Source organism: Brevundimonas sp. Marseille-Q4549 (assembly GCF_976940555.1).
The window spans coordinates 355,444-375,967 of record NZ_CDRHXG010000001.1; the positions used below are offsets into that span (position 1 = coordinate 355,444).

Consider the following 20,524-nt stretch of genomic DNA (forward strand, 5'->3'; position numbering starts at 1 on the left):
CGGGCCTTGCTTGCAACCTCGATCCGTTTCGGATCAGGCCTGCATCATCCAGCCTTCGACATCCATGGCCGCCTGGCGCACGGCTTCCGAACGGGTCGGGTGGGCGTGGCAGGTGCGGGCGATGTCTTCCGAAGCGCCGCCGAAGCTCATGGTGACGGCGGCCTCGTGGATCATTTCGCCGGCCTGCGGGCCCATGATGTGGACGCCCAGCACCTTGTCCGTCGCAGCATCGGCCAGAACCTTCACGAAGCCGTCGGTCTCGTGGTTGATCTTGGCGCGGCTGTTGGCGGCGAAGGGGAATTTGCCCTTCTTGTAGGCGACGCCGGCGGCCTTCAGCTGGTCCTCGGTCTGACCGACCCAGGCCACTTCGGGGAAGGTGTAGACCACGCTGGGCACCAGGGCGTAGTCGACGTGGCCGTATTTGCCGGCGATGGTGTCGATCACGGCGACCGCGTCTTCTTCCGCCTTGTGCGCCAGCATCGGGCCGTGGGTCACGTCGCCGATCACCCAGACGCCATCGGCGACCTTGAAGTGGTCATGGTCGATGAAGCCGCGCTTGTCCGGCGTCACGCCCACGCTCTCCAGACCCAGGCCGTCCGTATAGGGACGACGGCCGATGGCGACCAGGACGACGTCGCCCTTGATCGTTTCGGCCGCGCCGCCGGCCGACGGTTCGACCGTCAGCTCCACCCCGTCCTTGCCCGACTTGGCCGCCGTGACCTTGGCGCCCAGCTTGAACGTCATTCCCTGTTTGGCCAGGGTGCGCTGGAAGGCGGTGGCGACCTCGGTGTCCATGCCGGGGGTGATCCGGTCCAGGAACTCCACCACCGTCACCTCGGCGCCCAGACGGCGCCAGACCGAGCCGAGCTCCAGGCCGATGATGCCGGCGCCGACCACGATCAGCTTCTTGGGCACGGCCGGCAGCGACAGGGCGCCGGTGGAATCGATCACCTTGCCCGCCTCGAACGCGACGCCCGGCAGCGGGGTCGGCTCCGAGCCGGTGGCGATCACGATGTTCTTGGCGTCCAGCGTCTGGACCGCGCCGTCGGCGGCGGTGACTTCGACCTTGCCCTTGGCCGTGATCTTGCCCTTGCCCTTGATCCAGTCGACCTTGTTCTTCTTGAACAGGAACTCGATCCCCTTGGTCAGGGCCAGGACGCTGTCGTCCTTGGCCTTGTGCATCTGGGGCAGGTTCAGCTTGGGCGAGACCTCGATGCCGATCTTGGCGAACTCGCCATTGGCGGCGTCCCACAGCTCCGAGGCGTGCAGCAGGGCCTTGGAGGGCATGCAGCCCACGTTCAGGCAGGTGCCGCCCAGCGTCGAACGCATTTCCACGCAGGCGACCTTCAGGCCCAGCTGGCCGGCGCGGATCGCGGCGTTATAGCCGCCCGGCCCTCCGCCGATGATGACGACGTCGTAGGGAGCGGTGGCTTCGGCCATGGTATCCTCTGGGTCTTCTGGCGTGCGGTAATAAGGCGCGCGGACACTAGCGATGGACCAGCGAGGGTCAACCGCTGCACGCCATATGGGGCCGGGTTTCGACCATTTGCAGAGGTCCGCAGGACGAAAAAGGGGCCAGGCGTCGCCGCCCGGCCCCTTTCCGATCGCATCGACCGGCGCGCTTACAGCTTGAAGCGCACGCCCACGAAGACGTTGTAGCCGAACTTCTCGTACTCGTAGGTCCGCTCCTTGACGCCGTAGTAGCGCACGCCCGCGCTGTCGGTCAGGTTCTTGGCCTCCCCGAACAGCTCCACCCCGTTGCCGAAGTCGTAGCTGGCGGTCACGTCCAGCTGACCACGCCCCTCGACCCACAGGTCCAGGCCCGGCCGCGTGGCGTCGATGGCTTCCAGGAAGTCGCTGCGGTGCGTGTAGGACACCCGCGCGCTGAACCCGTACCGCTCATAGAACAGGGCGGCGTTATAGGTGGTGTCCGACTGGCCCGGCAGGGTGAAGCTGTTGCGCCCGGCGTAGGTAGCAGCGGTTTTGATCCTGGCGTCCGTCAATGTGTAGTTGGCGAAGACGCCGAAGCCCGAGGCCCAGCCCGGCAGGAAGTCGAACGTCTGCTGCCAGTTGAGCTCGATGCCGACCAGATGCCCGTCGGCGTTCTTGGCTTCCGTCACTTCGGCGAAGCCCGAGGGCGCGGGCTGGTAGGGCACGCCCGCCGTGACCAGGGTGAACCGATAGTCGGACAGGTCCTTGTAGAAGGCGTTGGCCGAAATCACGCCCAGCGGCCGCAGGTAATATTCCAGGCCCAGGTCGACATTGGTGGACAAGGCGGCCTTCAGATCCGGGTTCCCGCGCGAGACCGTGGTCTTGACCCGCGTGACGCCGCCCTCGGTGACGTTTTCGCTGGTTTCCAGCAGACGCGGCACGACGTCCGCATAATCCGGCCGCGAAATGGCGCGGGTCAGGGCGAAGCGGCCGATCAGGTTTTCGCTGAAGCTGTGACGCAGCGTCAGATTGGGGAAGACGTCCGTCTGGTCGCGGCTGACGGAAACGGGCGTCAGGACGTTCGCGGCGCTCACGCTGGTCGCGGCCCCCTCGAAGTCGGTCTTTTCGACGCGCAGGCCGATCAGGACATTGGTGGGCCCCACGTCGAACCGGGCCTGGCCATAGCCGGCAAGGATGTCTTCGTTGGCGGTGTAGTCGGCCGTGATCGACTGCGGCGTGCGGCGATAGTTCGCGCCCTTGGAGACGCTGGCGATGCGCGCGAAGTAGTCGTCGACCAATCCGTGATCCAGCTTGAAGCCCAGGTTGTAGCCATAGTTCTGCGACCGGCGATCCGACATCAGAGCCGTCAGCGCGCCGGCGCTGTTGTCGCGATCGCGGAAACGCTCCTCATCGGCGGCAACGTCGCGCGAGCTGTATTTGGCGCCGAACTTCAGCGTCACGTCGCGGCCGCCGATGACGGTCGGCAGCTCGTAGTTGGTCTTGAAGGACACGTCCTCCTGCTCGGTCGTGTTGGAGCGGAAGGAGTTTTCGCGGAAGCTGTAGTTCGCCGGGTTCAGATAGGCGTCCGACGAGAACGGCGAATAGGTCGGCGCGTAGTGGTCGGTCGTGTCGTAGCGAAGCGTCTGCGATCCCGAGCGATAGACCAGTTCGTCGCGGTGCGGATAGGTCTGCTCGCTCCGGGCCCAGGCCAGGGTCGCGTCCCAGACGGCGCCGTTGCCGAAGGTGTATTCGCCGCCCAGATTCAGGGTCGAGATCTGGTTGTTCTGCTCGCGGTGACGCAGGGCCTTGTAGATGCGCGCGCCGGTGAACTCGCCCGCCTGATCGGTCAGTCCCGCCTGGGGCTTGCCGTCCGAATAGGTGAAACGCAGCGTGTCGCGGTATTCGTCGTCGTTGAACTCGGCGAACGATCCGCGCAGCCAGGCGCGCAGCTGATCGCTGGGCCGCCATTCCAGGGCGCCGGTCGCGGCCTTGCGCGTGCGCTTGGTCTCATAGTCCTTGAACAGGGTTTCTTCGAGGTAATAGCGGCCGAGGGTCGCCGCGACCTTGGCGTCCTCTCCCAGGGTCCATGCGTTCTCGACGTTGTCGGGACGACGGTTGGTCTCGGAGAAGCTCAGCGACAGCAGGGCGCCGAAGGTCTGGTCGGGGCCGAAGACGTTGGACACGGTGGCGCCCGCGCGGGTGTCGGAACCGCCGTAGTCGTTGTAGCTCCCCCCGGCGTAGCCGCTGATGGCCAGACGACGCTTGTCGAAGGGCGAACGGGTCTTGATGTCCACGGCGCCGGCGATGGAATCCGCGTCCTGGCTGGGACGCAGGGTCTTGGACACCTCGACGCTGGAGACGATGTCCGACGGCAGGGTGTCCAGATCGACCGCGCGGGTCGTTGGCGACACGGCCGGAACGGCGACGCCGTCCACCGAAACGGCGGTGAAGGACGACGGCGCGCCGCGCACGTTGATATAGCGGCCCTCGCCCTGGTCGCGCTGGATGGCGATGCCCTGAACCCGCTGCAGGCTTTCAGCCACGTTCGGGTCGGGATAGCGGCCGATGGCGTCGGCCGACAGGACGTTGACCGTGCCCTCGGCGTTCTTCTGCTGGTTCAGCGAACGGGCCACGCCGTCGGTGATGACGCCCGTCACGATCACGTCGGCCACGTCGGTCGCCGTCGCGGCGCCCAGGACGATGGAGACATTGACGTCCTGGCCAGGCGTGGTCACGACGGTCTGGCTGGCGGACGGCAGACCCAGATAGCGCACGTCCAGAACGACCGAGCCGGCCGCGCTCGTCGGCAGGGTGAACTCGCCGTGACCGTCGGCCACGATCCGCTGACCCGAACCGCGCACCAGGACCTCGGCGCCCGGCAGGGGCGCGCCCGACGCATTGGTGACACGCCCGAAGATCACGTCGCCGGCGACCACGGAAGAGGCGGCGACCGTAGCGGCGGCGGTCTCGGCGTGGGCGGCGACCGTCATCGGCGCCAGGATCAGAGGCGCCAGGGCGGCGCTCATCAGCAGGTTCAGTTTCATGTCGGTCGGTCCCCTCCGGCGAACACGGGTTCGGTTCGACCGGCGCCGCGCCGCTTAACGGGCTGCGGCGACGTGAAAGCGACGATTTGACGACGCGGATTTCGCTGTTTTTCGAAGCAAGAGCGACAATCCGTCCCGACACGTCGCAACTGTCACCGAACATGGATCAAACCGTCACGCCGACGCCGTTGACCCCCGACCGCCCCTTCCCGAGAGAACCTGCGGATCATCTGGAGATTGTCATGCGCCCTGTCCCCGTTCGCCACTCCCCCATTCGCCCCTGGGCCGCCCTCGCCGCCCTGGCCCTGCTCGGCGCCTGTGCTACGCACGAGGTCGATTTCCAGGGCGAGGGCGACGGAGTGGTAGGCGAGGGCGCTGTGGTCCACGCGGTGCTGGAGACGCCGCCCGTCGGACAGCCCGGCCAGGACGCCGCCGACGATCCCGCCGTCTGGGCCTCGGCCCACCCGGTCATGGTGAAGGGCGTGGCCACGCCGGGCTTTGTCGCCGGCACGGACAAGAAGGCGGGTCTTTATATCTACGGCCTGGACGGGCGGATCCTGCAGTTCCTGCCGGAAGGTCTGCTGAACAATGTGGACGTCGTCGAAGGTTTGTCGGTCGGCGGGCGACCGCAGGTCGTCCTAGGCGCCAGCGACCGCACGCCGGGCAAGGTGGGCGTCGCCCTCTATCGCTTCGATCCCGCCGCAACCCAGGCCGACAACGCCGTCCAGTACTGGGGCGCCATTCGCACCGACGTGGTCGAACCCTATGGTTTCTGCTTCGCCCGGCGCGCCGATCAGGTCTACGCCGTCCTGGTGGGCCATGAAGGCGAGCTGCGACAATACGCCCTGGGGGTCGATGCGGCCGGCGCCCCGGTCGCGCGCGAGGTCCGCCGCGCCGAGATCGGCTCCATATCAGAGGGCTGCGCGGCCGACGAGGCCTCGGACGCCCTGTTCGTCAACGAGGAGAACGTCGGCCTGTGGCGCTATGATCTGGACCCCGCCTCGGGCGCGGCGCGCACCCTGATCCAGCCCATCGCGCCGGGCGTGCTGGTTGCCGACGCCGAAGGGCTGACCACCATCGCCGACGGCGACAAACGCTATCTGATCGCCTCCAGCCAGGGCGATTCCACCTTCCCCGTCTGGCGCATCGACGCCGGCGCCCCCCAGTACAAGGGACGGTTCGTGGTCAAGGACGGGGTGGTCGACGGCGTCACCGGCACCGACGGCCTGGCGGCGGCCGGCGGCGCGGTCGGCCCCTTCCCCGAGGGCGTCGTGGTCATCCAGGACGACGTCAACGACGAGGGCGGCCAGAACTTCAAATATGTGGACTGGCGCGACATCCGCCGTGCGCTGGGGCTGTAACGCCGCCCCCGTCTAGGCCGGGTCGGGCGACATCGCGCCGTAGGGGCAGACATCGTCTTCAAAGGGGACGCGCCTTCGACGAAACGTCTTGCCCTCGACCACTTCGGACTGGCTGATCCTGTCCATACGGAAATGGCGGAAATCGTCACGCGCGCCATCCCAGGCCACGAGATACCAGAGCGGCGGCAGAATCAGCATGGCCTGGGGTTCGACCTCTCGCACCGTCTTCACGCCCTTGGCGTCCAGATAGCGGAACCTGAGGGGCAACCGCTGGAGAAACGCCGTCTCGAACGCGGGCAGAAGCGTTCCGTCGATCGGGCCTAAATCCGAGACATCCTGTCGGGGCGACACCTGTCCGACGTACAGGCAGTCCAGAAGCTGCCGCAGGTCTCTCACCTTGTCCGCCGACAGGGTTCTCTCGATCTTGGACAGGCCCGCGTCGGCAAGGTCGGAGAATGGCAGCGACCGCGTCGCGCGCATCGCCGCCACGCTTATGAGAAGCGCGAAAACCTCGGTCACGGACAGCCGCGCCGTGGTTTGCATCGATCCCGGATCGAGTTGAATTCCGCCGCCCCGGCCGGGCTCGGAATCGATCGCAAAGCCCTGCTCGCGCAAGGTTCCGATGTCGCGCAGCACCGTTCGCCGCGATGCGCCGACGGCGTCCGCCAACTCCCTGACGGTCGCGGTTCCGTTGCGTCGCAGGAGGCGAAGAAGGGCGTCTTGTCGGCGGCGGATGTCCATTCGTCGGAGCCTAGAACCTATGGCGCCAGATTATGTCGCCATATCCCCTTAGGCCTGTCCTGACAGCTTAACCACGAGACTGAACATGACATCCCTGACCCACCCCGTCCTCGCGGGCGCGACGCCAGTCCTCATCAACCCGGCCCATCTCCACGACCCTACGCCGAATGGCTACAGCACGGCCGTCGTCACCCCCGCGTCCGGTCGGCTCGCCTTTGTGTCCGGGCAAGGCGGACAGGACCGAACCGGCGCCCTCTCGCCCGATTTCGCCAAACAGGTGCGGCAAGCCTATGAAAACCTCGCCGCCGTGATCGATGCGCTGGGCGCGCGCCCGGAGCATGTCGTGAAGCTCACGGTGTTCGTGGTGGATCACGACATGTCGAAGCTGGGCGTGCTGACCGAGAGCGTCGTGCGGATGTTCGGCGACCGCTTGCCGGCCCAGACACTGGTTCCCGTGCCGAGACTCGCCATCGACCCCATGCTGTTCGAGGTCGAGGCCGTGGTCCTTCTGGACGAAGCGACCAACGGATAGATCGGCGTATTGAGGGCCAAGGTGGCTCGTCCTCGGCTCAAGGCCGAGCCCCCGTCACTGATCCTCGTCGAACTTGCGCGCGACCAGGTCGGTCAAGGCCGCCATCGCCTCTTCGGCGTCCTCGCCCTCGGCCGTCACGTCGATGGTGCAGCCGATGCCGGCGCCCAGCATCAACAGCCCCATGATGGAGCGGGCGTCCACGGTCACACCGTCGCGCGTGACCTGGATCTCGCTGTCGAACCCGGAGGCCAGTTTGACGAACTTGGCCGAGGCGCGGGCGTGCAGGCCACGGGTGTTGCAGATGTTCAAGGTGGCGCTGACGGTCATTTCTCGCCCGCCAGAACCCAGGACGCGACCGAAATGTATTTGCGCCCGGCGTCCTGCGCATGGGCCACGCACGCCTCCAGCGTTTCGCGCCCGCGCACGCTGGCCAGCTTGATCAGCATGGGCAGGTTCAGCCCGGCGATGACCTCGGCGTGGGTCTGCTCCATCACCGAAATCGCCAGGTTGGACGGCGTACCGCCGAACATGTCGGTCAGCAGGATCACGCCGTCCCCGTCGTTCACGGCGGCGGCGGCGTCGACGATGTCGCGACGCCGCCGCTCCATGTCGTCGTCGGGGCCGATGCAGATGGCGGCGACCCCGCGCTGCGGCCCGACCACATGCTCCATCGCCGAAAGAAACTCAGACGCCAGCCCGCCATGGGTGACGATGACCAGACCGATCATAAGGACTTCACTCGCATCCCGCCCCGAACCGCGTCCGCCGGCCGCGCACCGGACGGGAAGGTCCGGCCGCCGCCCGTCCCGGACCGCAAGGGGCGTGTCATAGACCCGTCGCGTCCGGTTTCAAAGCGTCTGCAACGCGACTGCGACCTTGGCGACGGCCGAGGCCTGTTTGAGATCCAGTGTCAGCAGGGGAACGGCGACACCCGCGATCATGCGCGCGGCGGGCTCGGGCAGGCGTTCCGACGGCGCCTCTTCCGCCTCGACCGCCAGGACCACGCGGGCGAGCGGCCAGGTGGGGGCGGTCATGATCCCCACGCCGCGCGCCTCGATCCGACCGGCGATGGTCTCGGGCGCCGCGGCGTAGAGCGCGCCTCCCGAAGCCCAGACGCGGGTATAGTCGTCGCTGACCAGCCGCCACCCCTTGTCGATCAGCCGCAATCCCAGATCGCTCTTGCCCGCCCCGGATCGACCCAGGATCAGCACCGCCTTCCAGACGCCCCGGCGCCGCACGGCGACGGCGGTGGCGTGGATGGGCGGACGGGCCGTCATGGACGCCGTCCCGGCGTGACGGGGTCGAAGGCGGGCAGATTGATCTCGAACACGGCGCCGGCGACCCGGCCGTCTTCGATCCGGTTCTCGGCCCAGACGCGTCCGCCGTGCGCCTCGACGATCTGCCGCACGATGGACAGGCCCAGGCCCGAGTTGGACCCGAAGGCCGCGCCCTTTGGCCGGGAGGTGTAGAACCGCTCGAACACCGTCTCCAGATTGTCGGGCGGCACGCCGGGGCCGTCGTCCTCGACCCGCACGCGGACCGACCGGTCGCCGTCGACCCGGTCCAGAACCACGCGGACCTCGCCGCCGGCCGGGCTGAAGGAGCGCGCATTGTCGATCAGGTTGCGGAACACCTGACCCAGGGGGCCGTCGCGCCCCATGACCTGCAGGCCCTCGACCGGCGCGGCCAGCCGCACCGGGACGTCGCCCGGCTTGGCCGTTGTGTCATAGACGCCGACGATGTCGGCCAAGAGCTGGTTCAGTTCGATCGGACGCGGCCGGTCGCGCGACAGTTCGGCGTCCAGTCGAGAGGCGTTGGAAATGTCGGTGATCAGCCGGTCCAGCCGCCGCACGTCCTGCTGCAACAGGGCCGTCAGCTTCTCGCGATGGGCGTCCGTCTTGACCAGGGGCAGGGTCTCCAGCGCCGAGCGGATCGAGGTCAGGGGGTTCTTGATCTCGTGCGAGACGTCGGCGGCGAACCGTTCGATGGCGTCCATCCGGGTGGACAGGGTGTCGGTCATCGATTCCAGCGACCGGGCCAGATCGCCGATCTCGTCGCGACGATCTTCCAGATCAGGCAGGGAGATGGCGCGCGCGCGTTGCAGCTTCACCTGATCCGCCGCCGCCGACAGACGCAGGATCGGTCTGGCCACGAACAGATGCAGCAGCAAGGAGGCCAGCAGGTTCACCGCCAGGGCCACCAGGGCGAAGGGCACCAGGGCGCGCCGCTGGGCGCTGAGGATCTGGTCGACGTTGCCGGCCTCCAGCGTCATCACCCCCAGCACCTGCCGGACATGGCGGATGGGAATGGAAACGGAGACGACCCGGTCGCCGGACTCGTTTCGACGCACCGTCGTCTGCGGTTCGCCGGCCAGGGCGCGTTCGACCTCGGCGGTGACTTCGCGGTCGGCGGCGTCCTTCTGGCGGGCGCTGCGGGCGATCCGGTCCTTCAGGTCCGAAGGCGGGGGCGTGCCGGCCGGATGCGCCGGCGGCAGGGGCTGGCCGGGGATATTCTCCGTCACCTGATAGCTGTCGATGAGCGGCAGGCCGTTGATGTCGTACAGCCGCACCCGCTGGCCGGCCGGCACGAAATTGTCGCGCAGCCACCGGGCGGCTTCCTGCACGTCCAGTTCCGGCGTCGGCTCGCCCTTGGTGATGCTGAGCTGGCCCAGCACGTTTCCCAACAGCTCGGCCTGGGCCTTCAACGATTCCTGGCGCGCCTGGATCAGTCCGCGGTTCCACTCGGTCAGCGCCAGGGCGCCGCCGAACAGGATCAGCAGGCTGAGCAGATTCAGCGCCAGGATGAAGCCGCCCAGCCGCGACCCGCCGAAACGGATCAGCGGCCGTCGGCCGGGCCGGAGCTTCCCCTCGCGCGGCGCGGCGGGATCAGCTCTCGCGGTAGCGGTAGCCGACGCCATACAGGGTCTCGATCGCGTCGAACTCAGGGTCCACGGCGCGGAACTTCTTGCGCATCCGCTTGACGTGGCTGTCGATGGTGCGGTCGTCGACATAGACCTGATCGTCGTAGGCGGCGTCCATCAGATTGTCGCGGCTCTTCACGAAGCCGGGGCGCTGGGCCAGCGCCTGGAGCAGCAGGAATTCGGTCACCGTCAGCTTCACCGGCTTGCCGTCCCAGGTGGATTCGTGGCGCGCCGGGTCCATCGACAGCTTGCCGCGCTTGATCGCCTTGCCCGACACCTCGGCCGAGGGTTCGGCCTCGACCCCGTCGGCGCCGGTGCGACGCAGCAGGGCCTTCACCCGCTCGATCAGCAGGCGCTGGCTGAAGGGTTTGTGGATATAGTCGTCGGCCCCCAGGTTGAAGCCCAGGATTTCGTCGATCTCCTCGTCCTTGGACGTCAGCATGATGACCGGGATCTGTGACGTCTGGCGCAGACGGCGCAGCACCTCCATCCCGTCCATGCGCGGCATCTTCACGTCCAGAATGGCCAGGTCCGGCGGCGTCGATTCCAGGGCGGCGAGCCCCGAGGCCCCGTCGTGATAGGCCGTGATCTTGTGGCCGTGGCTTTCCAGCGCCAGCGAGACGGACGCCACGATGTTTTCGTCGTCGTCGACCAGGGTGATGTTCGCCAAGGGTGTCTTCTCCTGAACTTCGCGTTCCCGCGAACGTCAACGCACGGCAAGCGTAACCGTTCGATCACGGTCACATTAGGGCCGAACCCGTCCGCTTTGAAGCGGTCACGGCCTGAACCGCGCGGGATCGCCGCTGGACAGATGGGTCCGCCCGTCGCCCGTTTCAACGACCGTAGGGCGTTCGCGCTGTGGAAGCGGCGGCGAAATTCGCCGTGCAAACCTCGCCTTAAAGACTTCGCGGCCATGATGCCGGCCATGGCGGGCCCGATCCATTACGAAGTCTATGTGCGCAAGACGGCGCCCTCGGCCTGGTCGCTGCTGATCGCGACCGAGGATCGCAAACACGCGATGGAGACGGCCGAGGACCAGATGAACGACCGTCTGGCCGTCGCCGTCCGCGTCACCAAGGAGACGCTGGACCCCGAAACGATGGAGTTCAACAGTCTCACCATCCTGACGCTGGGCCTTCCCGAACAGAAGACCAGGGCGAAACCGCAGGCGCCGCCCCAGCCCGCCTGCAGTCACCCGGCCGAACTCTATTCGCCCCATTCGCGCGCCCTGATCGGTCGCGTGCTGGAGGAGTGGTTGAAGCGGCAGGGCGTCACCGCCTTCGAACTGCTGCACCGGCCGGACCTGGCCGAACGGCTGGAAGCCTCGGGCGTCGAACTTCAGCACGCGGTCCAGAAGATCGCCGTGCCCGAAAGCCAGGCGTCCGGCCAGGACGTTCACGCCATGGTGCGCCATTATCAGAAGCTGGCGGAACAGACGATCGCGCGGCTGTTGAAGGCTGGGCGCGCCGGGCAGTTCCCCAGCGTGGAGGATCGCCCCATCGCCGAACTGGCGCAGCGACTGAACGGGGCGACGGACCGCGCCTTCGTCATGGGCGGCGTCGTCGCCGGCGCGCTCAAGCACCGGCGCGGCGCGCGCGACCGGCTGGCCGCCCTGATGGACCTGATCGACGCGGCGCCGCCGGAAGGCCCGCCGCGCGCCCTGGTCGTGGTCGCGGTCGAACAGATCGCCGCCGAAATGCTGGCCGTGCGGCGCAATCTGACTGAACTCCTGGGCCCCGCGCTGGATCACGGCGCCAATCTGGCCGCCGTCGTGCGGATGGCCGCGCCGCGCGAGGTCGATCAACTGATCGCCATGGATCCGCGCATGGCCCTGTTGACCCCCACCGTCGAGGGGCCTGCGGAGCGGCTGGGCCGGCACCTGGCGGCCGGAGAGTTCCCGCTGCTGGCCGCGTCCCTGGCGCGGATGGTGGTGCAGGAACTGGCCAGTCCCCGTCGTCTCCGCCCCAACGACCCGGTGGGCGAAATCGACATCCTGCGCGTCCTGGCCTTGGCCCTGACGGCGACGACGGGCCGACTGATGAGCCTCGACGAGGTCCAGACCGCCTTCGTCGAACGCTCCAAGAGCCTGGTCACCGCCGATTTCGTCGCCGCCTATGTCAAGGACTGCCCGACCGTCCTCGCCGAGGCCGAACAGCTGACCCGACTGTGCGAAAACGTCACCGGCGGCGCGAACAAGCGTGCGGCGGCGCGCTGGCTGTCGGCCTGCGTCGGGTCGCTGCGGTTCGAGACCGAAATGCGTCAGGCGACGCCCGGCGGACCGGCCGTTCCGCACAAGCTGGCCGTGCTGGCGCGGCTGCAACGTTCGGTCCGCGCCGCCCAGTTGGGCGAGCACGACGAGGCGCAGATCACGACAGCCATCGGCGCCGTGGGCGGCGTCCTGGAGGCCGAGACCGGCCTGGTCGAACAGATCGGACGGGCCTCGGCGCCCCTGCCCCAGAAGCTGAGCGCCCTGCTCAAGCTGGCGACGGGCCAGACCGCGCCCAGCGGCCCCGCCGCCGACCGCGCCAAGGCCGAGGCCCTCAAGCTGCTGCGGACAAAGGACGTGCGCGCCGCCCTGGCGGCGTCCCCGGACGAGATCGCCCCGTTGAAGGAACTGATGCAGGCCGCCGGCCTGGCCGCCTGAACGCGCCTAGCAGACCTGTCCGGCGGCCCAGCCCGAAGACCAGGCCCACTGGAAATTATAGCCGCCCAGCCAGCCGGTCACATCGACCGCCTCGCCGATGAAATACAGGCCCGGAACCGTCTTGGCCTGCATCGTCTGCTGGTCCAGCGCGGCCGTATCGACCCCGCCCAGCGTCACCTCGGCGGTGCGATAGCCTTCGGAGCCCACCGGCTTGACGCTCCAGCCGTTGACCGCCTGATCCAGCCTGCGCAGCACCTTGTCCGACAGGTCGGCCAGATTGCCCGACGCCCCCTCTCGCACGCACAAGGTCTCGGCCAGACGGCGCGGCACGATGTGGCTCAGCGCCGTATGCACGGCCTGGCGCCCGTTCGCGGCCTTGGCCGCCTTCAGTTCGTCGAAGATGTTCCGGCCCGGCGCCATCGCGGCGACAATGGCCTCGCCCTCGCGCCAGTAGGAGCTGATCTGAAGTATGGCCGGGCCGCTCAGCCCCCGGTGGGTGAACAGCATTGCCTCGTTGAAGCTGGCCCGGCGCGTCTTCTCGCTCGGCGCCGAGGCCACGGTCGCCTCCACAGCCACTCCTGCCAGCGGCGTCAGCGCCTCCAGCAGGCCCGCCTCGAACGTCAGGGGCACCAGGGCCGGCCGCGTCTCGGTGACGCGGATGTCGAACTGGCGCGCGACCTCATAGGCCCAGCCGGTCGCCCCCATCTTGGGGATCGACTTGCCGCCCGTCGCCACGACAAGGGACGCCGCCGTCGCCTGCGATCCGTCCGACAGAGCGGCCGTGAAGCCCATGCCGTCGCGGGCCAGACGCTCCACGCCGGTCTTCATCTTCAGGGTGACGCCCGCCGCCGCCATGTCATCCGTCAGCATACGGACGATCTGTTTGGCGCTGTCGTCGCAGAACAGCTGGCCCAGCGTCTTCTCGTGCCAGGCGATGCCCGCCAAGTCGATGCGTTTGACGAAATCGTGCTGGGTGTAACGGCGCAGGGCCGAGGTGGCGAACCGGGGGTTCTCGCCCAGGAAGTTCGCCGGTCCGCAGCCCAGATTGGTGAAGTTGCAGCGCCCGCCGCCGGAGATGCGGATCTTCTCGCCCGGCCGGTCGGCGTGATCCACGACCAGCACTCGGCGTCCCCGCCGGCCGGCCTCGATGGCGGCCATCATGCCCGCCGCGCCGGCGCCGACGACGAGGACGTCGAAGGACGTCCCCGTCATCGTGGTCCCTCCGACGGAGAGACCGGCCTCGGGGAGAGTTTAGTAACGGTAGTGATCCGCCTTGAACGGGCCTTCGACCGGCACATTGATATAGTCCGCCTGGTCCTTGGTCAGGGTCGTCAACTTGGCGCCCAGCTTGGCCAGATGCAGGAAGGCGACCTTCTCGTCCAGATGCTTGGGCAGGGTATAGACCTTGTTCTCGTACTTGTCGGCGTTGGTCCACAGTTCGATCTGGGCCAGCGTCTGGTTGGTGAAGGACGCCGACATCACGAAGGACGGGTGGCCCGTCGCATTGCCCAGGTTCACCAGACGGCCTTCCGACAGCAGGATGATCTTCTTGCCGTCCGGGAACTCCACGTGGTGGACCTGCGGCTTGATCTCGTCCCACTTGAAGTTCTTCAGGCCGGCGACCTGAATCTCGCTATCGAAGTGGCCGATGTTGCAGACGATGGCGTTGTTCTTCATCTGCCGCATGTGATCGACGGTGATGACGTCCTTGTTGCCGGTCGTGGTCACATAGATGTCGGCGCGGCCGGCGGTGTCGTCCAGCGTCTGGACCTCATAGCCTTCCATCGCCGCCTGCAGCGCGCAGATCGGGTCGATCTCGGTCACGATCACGCGGGCGCCGCCCTGGCGCAGCGAAGCGGCCGAACCCTTGCCCACGTCGCCGTAGCCGCAGACTACCGCGACCTTGCCCGACAGCATGACGTCGGTGCCGCGACGGATGGCGTCGACCAGCGATTCCCGGCAGCCGTACAGATTGTCGAACTTGGACTTGGTGACGCTGTCGTTGACGTTGATGGCGGGGAAGGGCAGTTCGCCCTTTTCGGCCATCTGATACAGGCGGTGAACGCCCGTGGTCGTCTCTTCCGACACGCCGCCGATGGCGTCGCGAATGGCCGAATAGAAGCCGGGCTTCTCCTTCAGATACCGCTTCATCACCGAGAACAGGGCTTCCTCTTCCTCGTTCTGCGGATTGTCCAGAACCGAGGCGTCCTTCTCGGCCTTCGGGCCAAGCACGCACAGCAGGGTCGCGTCGCCGCCGTCGTCCAGGATCAGGTTCGGATAGCCGCCGTCCGCCCATTCGAAGATCTTGTGGGCGTAGTCCCAGTATTCCACCAGCGTCTCGCCCTTGGTGGCGAAGACCGGGGTGCCGGCGGCGGCGATGGCGGCGGCGGCGTGGTCCTGGGTCGAGAAGATGTTGCACGACGCCCAGCGCACCTCGGCGCCCAGGGCTTCCAGCGTCTGGATCAGGACCGCCGTCTGGATGGTCATGTGCAGCGAACCGGCGATACGGGCGCCCTTCAACGGCTTGGCGGCGCCGAACTCGTCGCGCAGCGCCATCAGGCCCGGCATTTCGGTTTCGGCGATGGCGATTTCCTTGTTGCCCCAGTCGGCCAGGGAAATGTCGCGGACGATGTAGTCGGTCATGATCGGGCTCCGGCCGAACGAAAGGATTGGCGGCCTCATAGCCTGACCGAAGCCCGGGAGCAATGATCGTATAAAGACATCCTTATACGATCCTCGTGACCGAGGCCGAGACCCTGACGCGTCAGATCGGCGGCTTCCGCTTCGAGGCCGAGGAACCCCGGCCAGCGCAGCGCGCAGCGTAAGGCGTTCCTTAAGCGACCGCCGCCTAATATCGCCCGATGGAACGCCGCGCTCTTCTCGGTCTCGCCGTCATGGCGACCGCCGCAACCACCCTTCCGCCCGAGGCTGCCAAGGCGTCCTCTGGCGGCGGGGGCGGCGCCTCGGCCGACAGCTATCTGCGCCTGCCGATCGTGACGGCCTCCATCCTGCACGGCGACGGACGGCGCGGCGTATTGTCGATAGAGACCGGCCTCGATACGCCGGACGCGGCTCTGCGCCTGAGGGTCCAGCAATCGACGCCGCGCCTTCGCGCCGCCTACAACACCGCCGCCCAGACCTTCGCCAACGGTCTGCGCCCCGGCATGCCGCCCGACATCGATCGCCTGGCCAATGCGCTTCAGGCTGCGACCAACACGGTCATGGGCCGCCCCGGCGCGCGCCTGCTGCTGGGCAGCGTGATGGCGGTCTAAGGCCGGACGCCCCCCCACAGACCCCGCTACAGGAAGGAATAGGGATCGACGTCCACCGTCAGTCTGACGGATGCAGGCGTCTTCACCCGCTGAAGCCAGGCCCGCAGGAAGGCCTGAAGGTTCACGTCCCGGTCGGCCCGCACCAGCAGCCGCTTGCGCCGTCGTCCTCGCACCAGGGCCAGCGGCGCGTCGGCGGGACCATAGACCTCCAGCCGTTCGGCGTTGGGGATGGCCTGGGCCAGGTCGGCGGCCGTCTTCTCCACGGCGGCCGCATTCTCGCTGGACAGGATGATCGCCGCCAGCCGGCCAAAGGGCGGCAGGGACGCGGCCTCCCGCTCGGCCATCTCGGCCTCGACGAAGGCGTCGCGGTCGCCCGCCGCCAGGGCCTGAAGCACCGGATGTTCGGGCGTCCAGGTCTGAAGCAGGGCCCGGCCCGGCTTGTCCGCCCGCCCCGCCCGCCCCGTCGCCTGGGCCATCAGCTGATAGGTCCGCTCGGCCGCCCTCAGGTCGCCGCCGCGCAGGCCCAGGTCCGCATCCACCACCCCCACCAGCGTCAGGCGCGGGAAGTTGTGGCCCTTGGCCGCGGCCTGCGTCGCCACCAGAATGTCGATCTCCCCGTCCGTCATCCGCTGGATCAGGGCGCGGGCCGACCGGGCGTCCGGCGCGGTGTCGGAGCTGAACACCGCCGTCCGCGCCTCGGGGAACAGCTGGCGCACCTCCTCCTCGACCCGCTCCACCCCCGGCCCGACCGAGACCAGCGAATCCTCGGCCCCGCACGACGGGCAATGTTTCGGGCGCGCCATGGAGAAGCCGGTCAGGTGACAGACCAGCCGCCCGGTGTAGCGATGCTCGACCAGCCAGCTGTCGGTGTCGGGCGCCGTCAGTCGATGCCCGCAGGCGCGGCACAGGACGACGGGCGCATAGCCGCGCCGGTTCAGGAACAGCAGGGTCTGCTCGCCCCGCGCCAACGTCTCGCCGATGGCCAGCCGCAGCGGCTGCGACAACCAGGTCTGGGGGTCGGGCGGCGCGGCGCGCAGGTCGATCAGGTCGATGTCGGGCAGCACCGCCGTCCCGTGCCGCGCCCCCAGCTTCAGCCAGTCGTAACGGCCGTTCTGGGCGTTCCACAGCGTCTCCAGCGAAGGCGTCGCCGAGGCCAGGACCACCGCCGCCCCCTCGATCCGCGCCCGCGCCACCGCCAGGTCACGCCCGTGATAGACCAGCCCCTCCTCCTGCTTGAACGAGCCGTCGTGCTCTTCGTCCACCACGATCAGCCGCAGATTGACGAAGGGCAGGAACAGGGCCGAGCGCGCCCCGACCACGATGTTGCAGCGGCCGGCGACCACCGCCTCCCACACCTGGCGACGGCGCGGCGGGGCGACCCCGGAATGCCACTCGGCCGGAGCCGCGCCGAACCGGGCCGTGATCCGCTCGATCAGCGCCTGGGTCAGGGCGATCTCGGGCAGCAGGATCAGGACCTGCGCCGTCGGATCGGCGCGCAGCACCCGCGCGATGGCCTCCAGATAGGCCTCGGTCTTGCCCGAGCCCGTCACCCCGTCCAGCAGGAAGGGGCGGAAACCGCCGCCGGCCACGCCGTCCGCCATCGCCGCCGCCGACGCCGCCTGGTCCCCGTTCAGGGCGGCGGGCGCATGATCGGGATCGGGTCGGTCGAACGCCGCCCGGGCCTCGATCTCGATGATCTCCAGCACGCCTTCGTCGATCAGCCCCTTGACCACGCCGGACGAGACGCCCGCCGCCCGCGCCAGATCGGCCGGGGGCATCGCCCGCTCGCCCAGCGTCTCCAGCACGCCCGTCCGCGCCGGGGTCGCCCGCGCCGGCTGCCGCTCGCCCACGCGCCGCACCCTTCGCTCGGGCCGGGGACGCGGCGCGCGCAGGCCCTTCAGCGCCGTCGCCGCCATCTCGCCCGGCGCCGACAGGGTCCAGCGCCCGGCCCATTCCACGAAGTCGACCACGCCCGGCGGCAGGGCCGGATCGTCCAGCAGACTGTCCACCGCCTTCAGCCGCCGGTTCGATCCCGTCGTCTCGAACACCTCCGACACCACGCCCCGGATCAGGCGCGGCCCCAGCGGCACCGCCACCTGATCGCCGCGCGCCAGGGTCAGCGCCTCGGGAACCTCGTAGTCGAAGGCCTCTGGCACCGGCAGGGGAATGAGGACGGACGCGACTTTCACCGAACTTCGCCCTCGGCTATGAAGCCGCCCATGAAACTCTTTCTCGACACCGCAGACATCGCCGCCATTCAGGACCTCGTCCCCACCGGAATGGTGGACGGCGTCACCACCAATCCGTCGCTGATCGCCAAGTCGGGTCGCAACATCGCCGAGGTCATCGCCGAAATCTGCGCCCTGGTCGAGGGGCCGATCTCGGCCGAGGCCGTCTCGCTCGATTTCGAGACCATGGTCAAGGAGGGCGAGAAACTGGCCGCCATCGCCCCGAACGTGGTGGTGAAGCTGCCCCTGACCTGGGACGGGCTGCGCGCCTGCCGCGTCTTCTCCGACAAGGGGATCAAGACCAACGTCACCCTGTGCTTCTCTGCGGCCCAGGCCATGCTGGCGGCCAAGGCCGGCGCGACCTTCGTCTCGCCCTTCGTCGGCCGGCTGGAGGACAACGGCGCGGACGGCATCGGCCTGCTGGAAGAAATCCGCGTCCTGTACGACGTGCACGGCTTCGACACCCAGATCCTGGCCGCGTCCTTGCGCAACGTCGCCCATGTGACGGCCGCCGCCGTCGCCGGTTCGGACGCCGCGACCTTCGGCCCTGACACCTTCCGGGCCCTGGTAAAGCACCCGTTAACCGACAAGGGTCTTGATGCCTTCGTGGCGGACTGGGCCAAGACCGGTCAGTCCATTTTGTAACATCGCACGTCCCGGAGAGGTCTGTTGAGCGGCTCATTGGACCTTTTCGAAACGTCGGAATCGGACGCAGAGACCCCGCGCCTGGGCGACGGCCTGCATTGGCCCGAGGTGCGCGGCTGGTTGCAGACCCATCCCCAGACCCTGCTGGACGACCGGTCCCTTCTGGAAGAGATCGGCCTGCGCCCCCACGGCCGCAATGTCGTGGAGTTCGGCGCCGCCGCCCTGACCCGGCTGGAAGCCGTCGTGGAGCGCGAGACCGGCGCCCGGCGCGAGATCGAGATGATCGCCCGCGCCAACTTCGCCGCCCAGACCCAGACCCATGTGGCGACGCTGGACCTATTGGAAGCGCGCAACCATTCCGACCTGGCGCGTCGCCTGGATGCGGCCGCCCAGGGACGGTTCGGCCTGGCCGCCGCCGCCATCGCCCTGGAGAAGCCCGGCGGCGTGCCCTTCGGCTGGCGGCCTCTGGATCCGGGCGCGGTCGACAGCCTGTTGGGCGAGCATGGTCTGACCTGGCTCGGCCCCGCGTTCGAGGGACTGGACCTGTTCGGCGCCGCCGAGGCCGAGGTGAAGTCCGTCGCCCTGATCCGCATGGCCCCGCACCTGACGCCGGGCGAGCCCGCCCGCCCCAGCCTGTGCGCCTTCGGCTCGCCCGATCCCGAGGGTTTCACCCCCACCATGGGCTGCGAACTGGCCGCCTTCCTGGCCCGCGTGGTCGAGCGGATGGCCGAGCGATGGCCGGTCCTGAACTAGACCGCCCCGGAGAGGCCTCGGCCGCCGACGCCCTGCGCGCCTGGCTGGACCATCTGGCGCACGAACGCCGGCTGTCGCCCCGCACTCTGGAGGCCTATGGCCATATCGGCCGGCTGTATGTCGCCTTTCTGGAGCGCCATCGTGGCGAGGCCCTGTCGCTGGGCGATCTTGGAACCATCACCGCCGCCGAGGTCCGCGCCCATATGGCCGAGCGCCGCCAAGGTTCAAAGGCGGCGGGCGACCATCCGCTGGCCGCCCGCTCGCTGAGCCAGACCCTGTCGGCGATCCGCGGCTTTCACGCCTTTCTGGATCGGCGGCTGGACACCCCCGCCCCGCAGCTGGCCCTGGTGCGCGGCCCCAAGACCAAGCCCTCATTGCCCCGCCCGGTCACGGAGGATCAGGCGCGCGGCCTGCTGGCCGAACCGGACGCCGATCCCGACGCCGAGCCGTGGGAGTCGGCGCGCGACCGCGCCGTCCTGACCCTGCTCTACGGCTGCGGCCTGCGGATTTCGGAGGGCCTGTCCCTGACGCGCGCCGATGCGCCGCTGGGCGAGACGCTGCGGATCGTCGGCAAGGGATCGAAGACCCGGATCGTCCCGGTCCTGCCCGCCGTGCGCCAGGCCGTGGACGCCTATCTGGCGCTCCAGCCGTTTCCGCTCCAGCCCGCCGACGCCCTGTTCCGCGCCCGGCGCGGCGGACCGTTGAGCCCCCGTCACGTCCAGGCCTCGGTCCAGCGGCTGCGCGGTCGCCTCGGCCTGCCCGAACGCACCACCCCCCACGCCCTGCGCCACAGTTTCGCGACCCATCTGCTGGGCGCCGGCGCCGACCTGCGGTCCATCCAGGAACTGCTGGGCCACGCCAGCCTGTCGACGACCCAGAAATACACCGGCGTCGACGCCGACCGGCTGCTGAACGCCTATGCCGCCGCCCACCCTCGCGCCTGACCTGATCGA

At 68.6% G+C, this 20,524-nt stretch carries 18 protein-coding genes; 7 read left to right on the plus strand and 11 right to left on the minus strand.

Going from position 1 to position 20,524, the window contains the following annotated elements:
* Positions 1–33 precede the first annotated feature (33 nt).
* Both lpdA and ACWPV3_RS01910 read right to left on the minus strand, forming a co-directional pair.
* Positions 34–1,440: a dihydrolipoyl dehydrogenase gene (gene lpdA, locus ACWPV3_RS01905; RefSeq protein WP_453976621.1), complete on the minus strand. Its 1,407-nt coding sequence runs from the start codon at positions 1,438–1,440 to the stop codon at positions 34–36.
* 182 nt (positions 1,441–1,622) lie between these two features.
* Positions 1,623–4,475: a TonB-dependent receptor gene (locus ACWPV3_RS01910; RefSeq protein WP_453976622.1), complete on the minus strand. Its 2,853-nt coding sequence runs from the start codon at positions 4,473–4,475 to the stop codon at positions 1,623–1,625.
* Between the two features lie 242 nt (positions 4,476–4,717).
* On the opposite strand from ACWPV3_RS01910, the gene ACWPV3_RS01915 reads away from it, so the two are divergent.
* Complete coding sequence (locus ACWPV3_RS01915; protein ID WP_453976623.1) at positions 4,718–5,836, plus strand: phytase; 1,119 nt, start codon at positions 4,718–4,720, stop codon at positions 5,834–5,836.
* Positions 5,837–5,848: 12 nt separating this feature from the next.
* Here ACWPV3_RS01915 and ACWPV3_RS01920 read toward each other — a convergent pair whose 3' ends face one another.
* Positions 5,849–6,577: a helix-turn-helix transcriptional regulator gene (locus ACWPV3_RS01920; protein WP_453976624.1), complete on the minus strand. Its 729-nt coding sequence runs from the start codon at positions 6,575–6,577 to the stop codon at positions 5,849–5,851.
* A gap of 85 nt (positions 6,578–6,662) precedes the next feature.
* Here ACWPV3_RS01920 and ACWPV3_RS01925 point away from each other — a divergent pair, with 85 nt between their 5' ends.
* Positions 6,663–7,109, plus strand: a complete 447-nt coding sequence (locus ACWPV3_RS01925; RefSeq protein WP_453976625.1) for a RidA family protein — start codon at positions 6,663–6,665, stop codon at positions 7,107–7,109.
* 54 nt (positions 7,110–7,163) lie between these two features.
* Here ACWPV3_RS01925 and ACWPV3_RS01930 read toward each other — a convergent pair whose 3' ends face one another.
* From ACWPV3_RS01930 to ACWPV3_RS01950, 5 genes are all read right to left on the minus strand, one after another.
* A complete protein-coding gene (locus tag ACWPV3_RS01930) occupies positions 7,164–7,436 on the minus strand; it encodes an HPr family phosphocarrier protein (RefSeq protein ID WP_292088764.1) in 273 nt (90 codons plus the stop codon).
* Complete coding sequence (locus ACWPV3_RS01935; RefSeq protein WP_008262883.1) at positions 7,433–7,837, minus strand: PTS sugar transporter subunit IIA; 405 nt, start codon at positions 7,835–7,837, stop codon at positions 7,433–7,435. The genes ACWPV3_RS01930 and ACWPV3_RS01935 overlap by 4 nt, the downstream gene beginning before the upstream one ends.
* 120 nt (positions 7,838–7,957) lie before the next feature.
* Complete coding sequence (locus ACWPV3_RS01940; protein ID WP_453976626.1) at positions 7,958–8,386, minus strand: HPr kinase/phosphorylase; 429 nt, start codon at positions 8,384–8,386, stop codon at positions 7,958–7,960.
* Positions 8,383–10,026 (minus strand): stimulus-sensing domain-containing protein, encoded by a 1,644-nt coding sequence (locus ACWPV3_RS01945; protein WP_453976627.1) that lies wholly within the window; start codon positions 10,024–10,026, stop codon positions 8,383–8,385. Before ACWPV3_RS01945 ends, ACWPV3_RS01940 begins: the two co-directional genes overlap by 4 nt.
* Complete coding sequence (locus ACWPV3_RS01950; RefSeq protein ID WP_292088767.1) at positions 9,995–10,699, minus strand: response regulator transcription factor; 705 nt, start codon at positions 10,697–10,699, stop codon at positions 9,995–9,997. The genes ACWPV3_RS01945 and ACWPV3_RS01950 overlap by 32 nt, the downstream gene beginning before the upstream one ends.
* Before the next feature lie 255 nt (positions 10,700–10,954).
* On the opposite strand from ACWPV3_RS01950, the gene ACWPV3_RS01955 reads away from it, so the two are divergent.
* Complete coding sequence (locus ACWPV3_RS01955) at positions 10,955–12,673, plus strand: hypothetical protein (RefSeq protein ID WP_453976628.1); 1,719 nt, start codon at positions 10,955–10,957, stop codon at positions 12,671–12,673.
* Positions 12,674–12,679: 6 nt separating this feature from the next.
* Here the strand turns inward: ACWPV3_RS01955 and ACWPV3_RS01960 are convergent, their stop codons facing one another.
* Both ACWPV3_RS01960 and ahcY read right to left on the minus strand, forming a co-directional pair.
* A complete protein-coding gene (locus ACWPV3_RS01960) occupies positions 12,680–13,885 on the minus strand; it encodes an NAD(P)/FAD-dependent oxidoreductase (protein WP_453976629.1) in 1,206 nt (401 codons plus the stop codon).
* 39 nt (positions 13,886–13,924) lie between these two features.
* Positions 13,925–15,316, minus strand: a complete 1,392-nt coding sequence (gene ahcY / locus ACWPV3_RS01965; RefSeq protein ID WP_292177804.1) for an adenosylhomocysteinase — start codon at positions 15,314–15,316, stop codon at positions 13,925–13,927.
* Between the two features lie 251 nt (positions 15,317–15,567).
* Between ahcY and ACWPV3_RS01970 the strand changes: the two genes are divergently transcribed.
* On the plus strand, positions 15,568–15,945 hold the full coding sequence (locus ACWPV3_RS01970) for a Tat pathway signal protein (protein ID WP_453976630.1): 378 nt from the start codon (positions 15,568–15,570) through the stop codon (positions 15,943–15,945).
* A 26-nt stretch (positions 15,946–15,971) separates the two neighbouring features.
* On the opposite strand, the gene ACWPV3_RS01975 is transcribed toward ACWPV3_RS01970, so the two are convergent.
* A complete protein-coding gene (locus ACWPV3_RS01975; RefSeq protein ID WP_453976631.1) occupies positions 15,972–18,134 on the minus strand; it encodes a primosomal protein N' in 2,163 nt (720 codons plus the stop codon).
* A 30-nt stretch (positions 18,135–18,164) separates the two neighbouring features.
* Here ACWPV3_RS01975 and fsa point away from each other — a divergent pair, with 30 nt between their 5' ends.
* The 3 genes from fsa to ACWPV3_RS01990 are packed head-to-tail and all read left to right on the plus strand — an operon-like array spanning position 18,165 to position 20,515.
* The gene (gene fsa / locus ACWPV3_RS01980) at positions 18,165–18,818 is read left to right on the plus strand and encodes a fructose-6-phosphate aldolase (RefSeq protein WP_453976632.1); all 654 of its coding nucleotides are present in this window, start codon (positions 18,165–18,167) and stop codon (positions 18,816–18,818) included.
* 36 nt (positions 18,819–18,854) lie between these two features.
* Positions 18,855–19,571 (plus strand): DUF484 family protein, encoded by a 717-nt coding sequence (locus ACWPV3_RS01985; protein ID WP_453978487.1) that lies wholly within the window; start codon positions 18,855–18,857, stop codon positions 19,569–19,571.
* A complete protein-coding gene (locus ACWPV3_RS01990; RefSeq protein WP_453976633.1) occupies positions 19,553–20,515 on the plus strand; it encodes a tyrosine recombinase XerC in 963 nt (320 codons plus the stop codon). Before ACWPV3_RS01985 ends, ACWPV3_RS01990 begins: the two co-directional genes overlap by 19 nt.
* Positions 20,516–20,524: the final 9 nt, after the last annotated feature.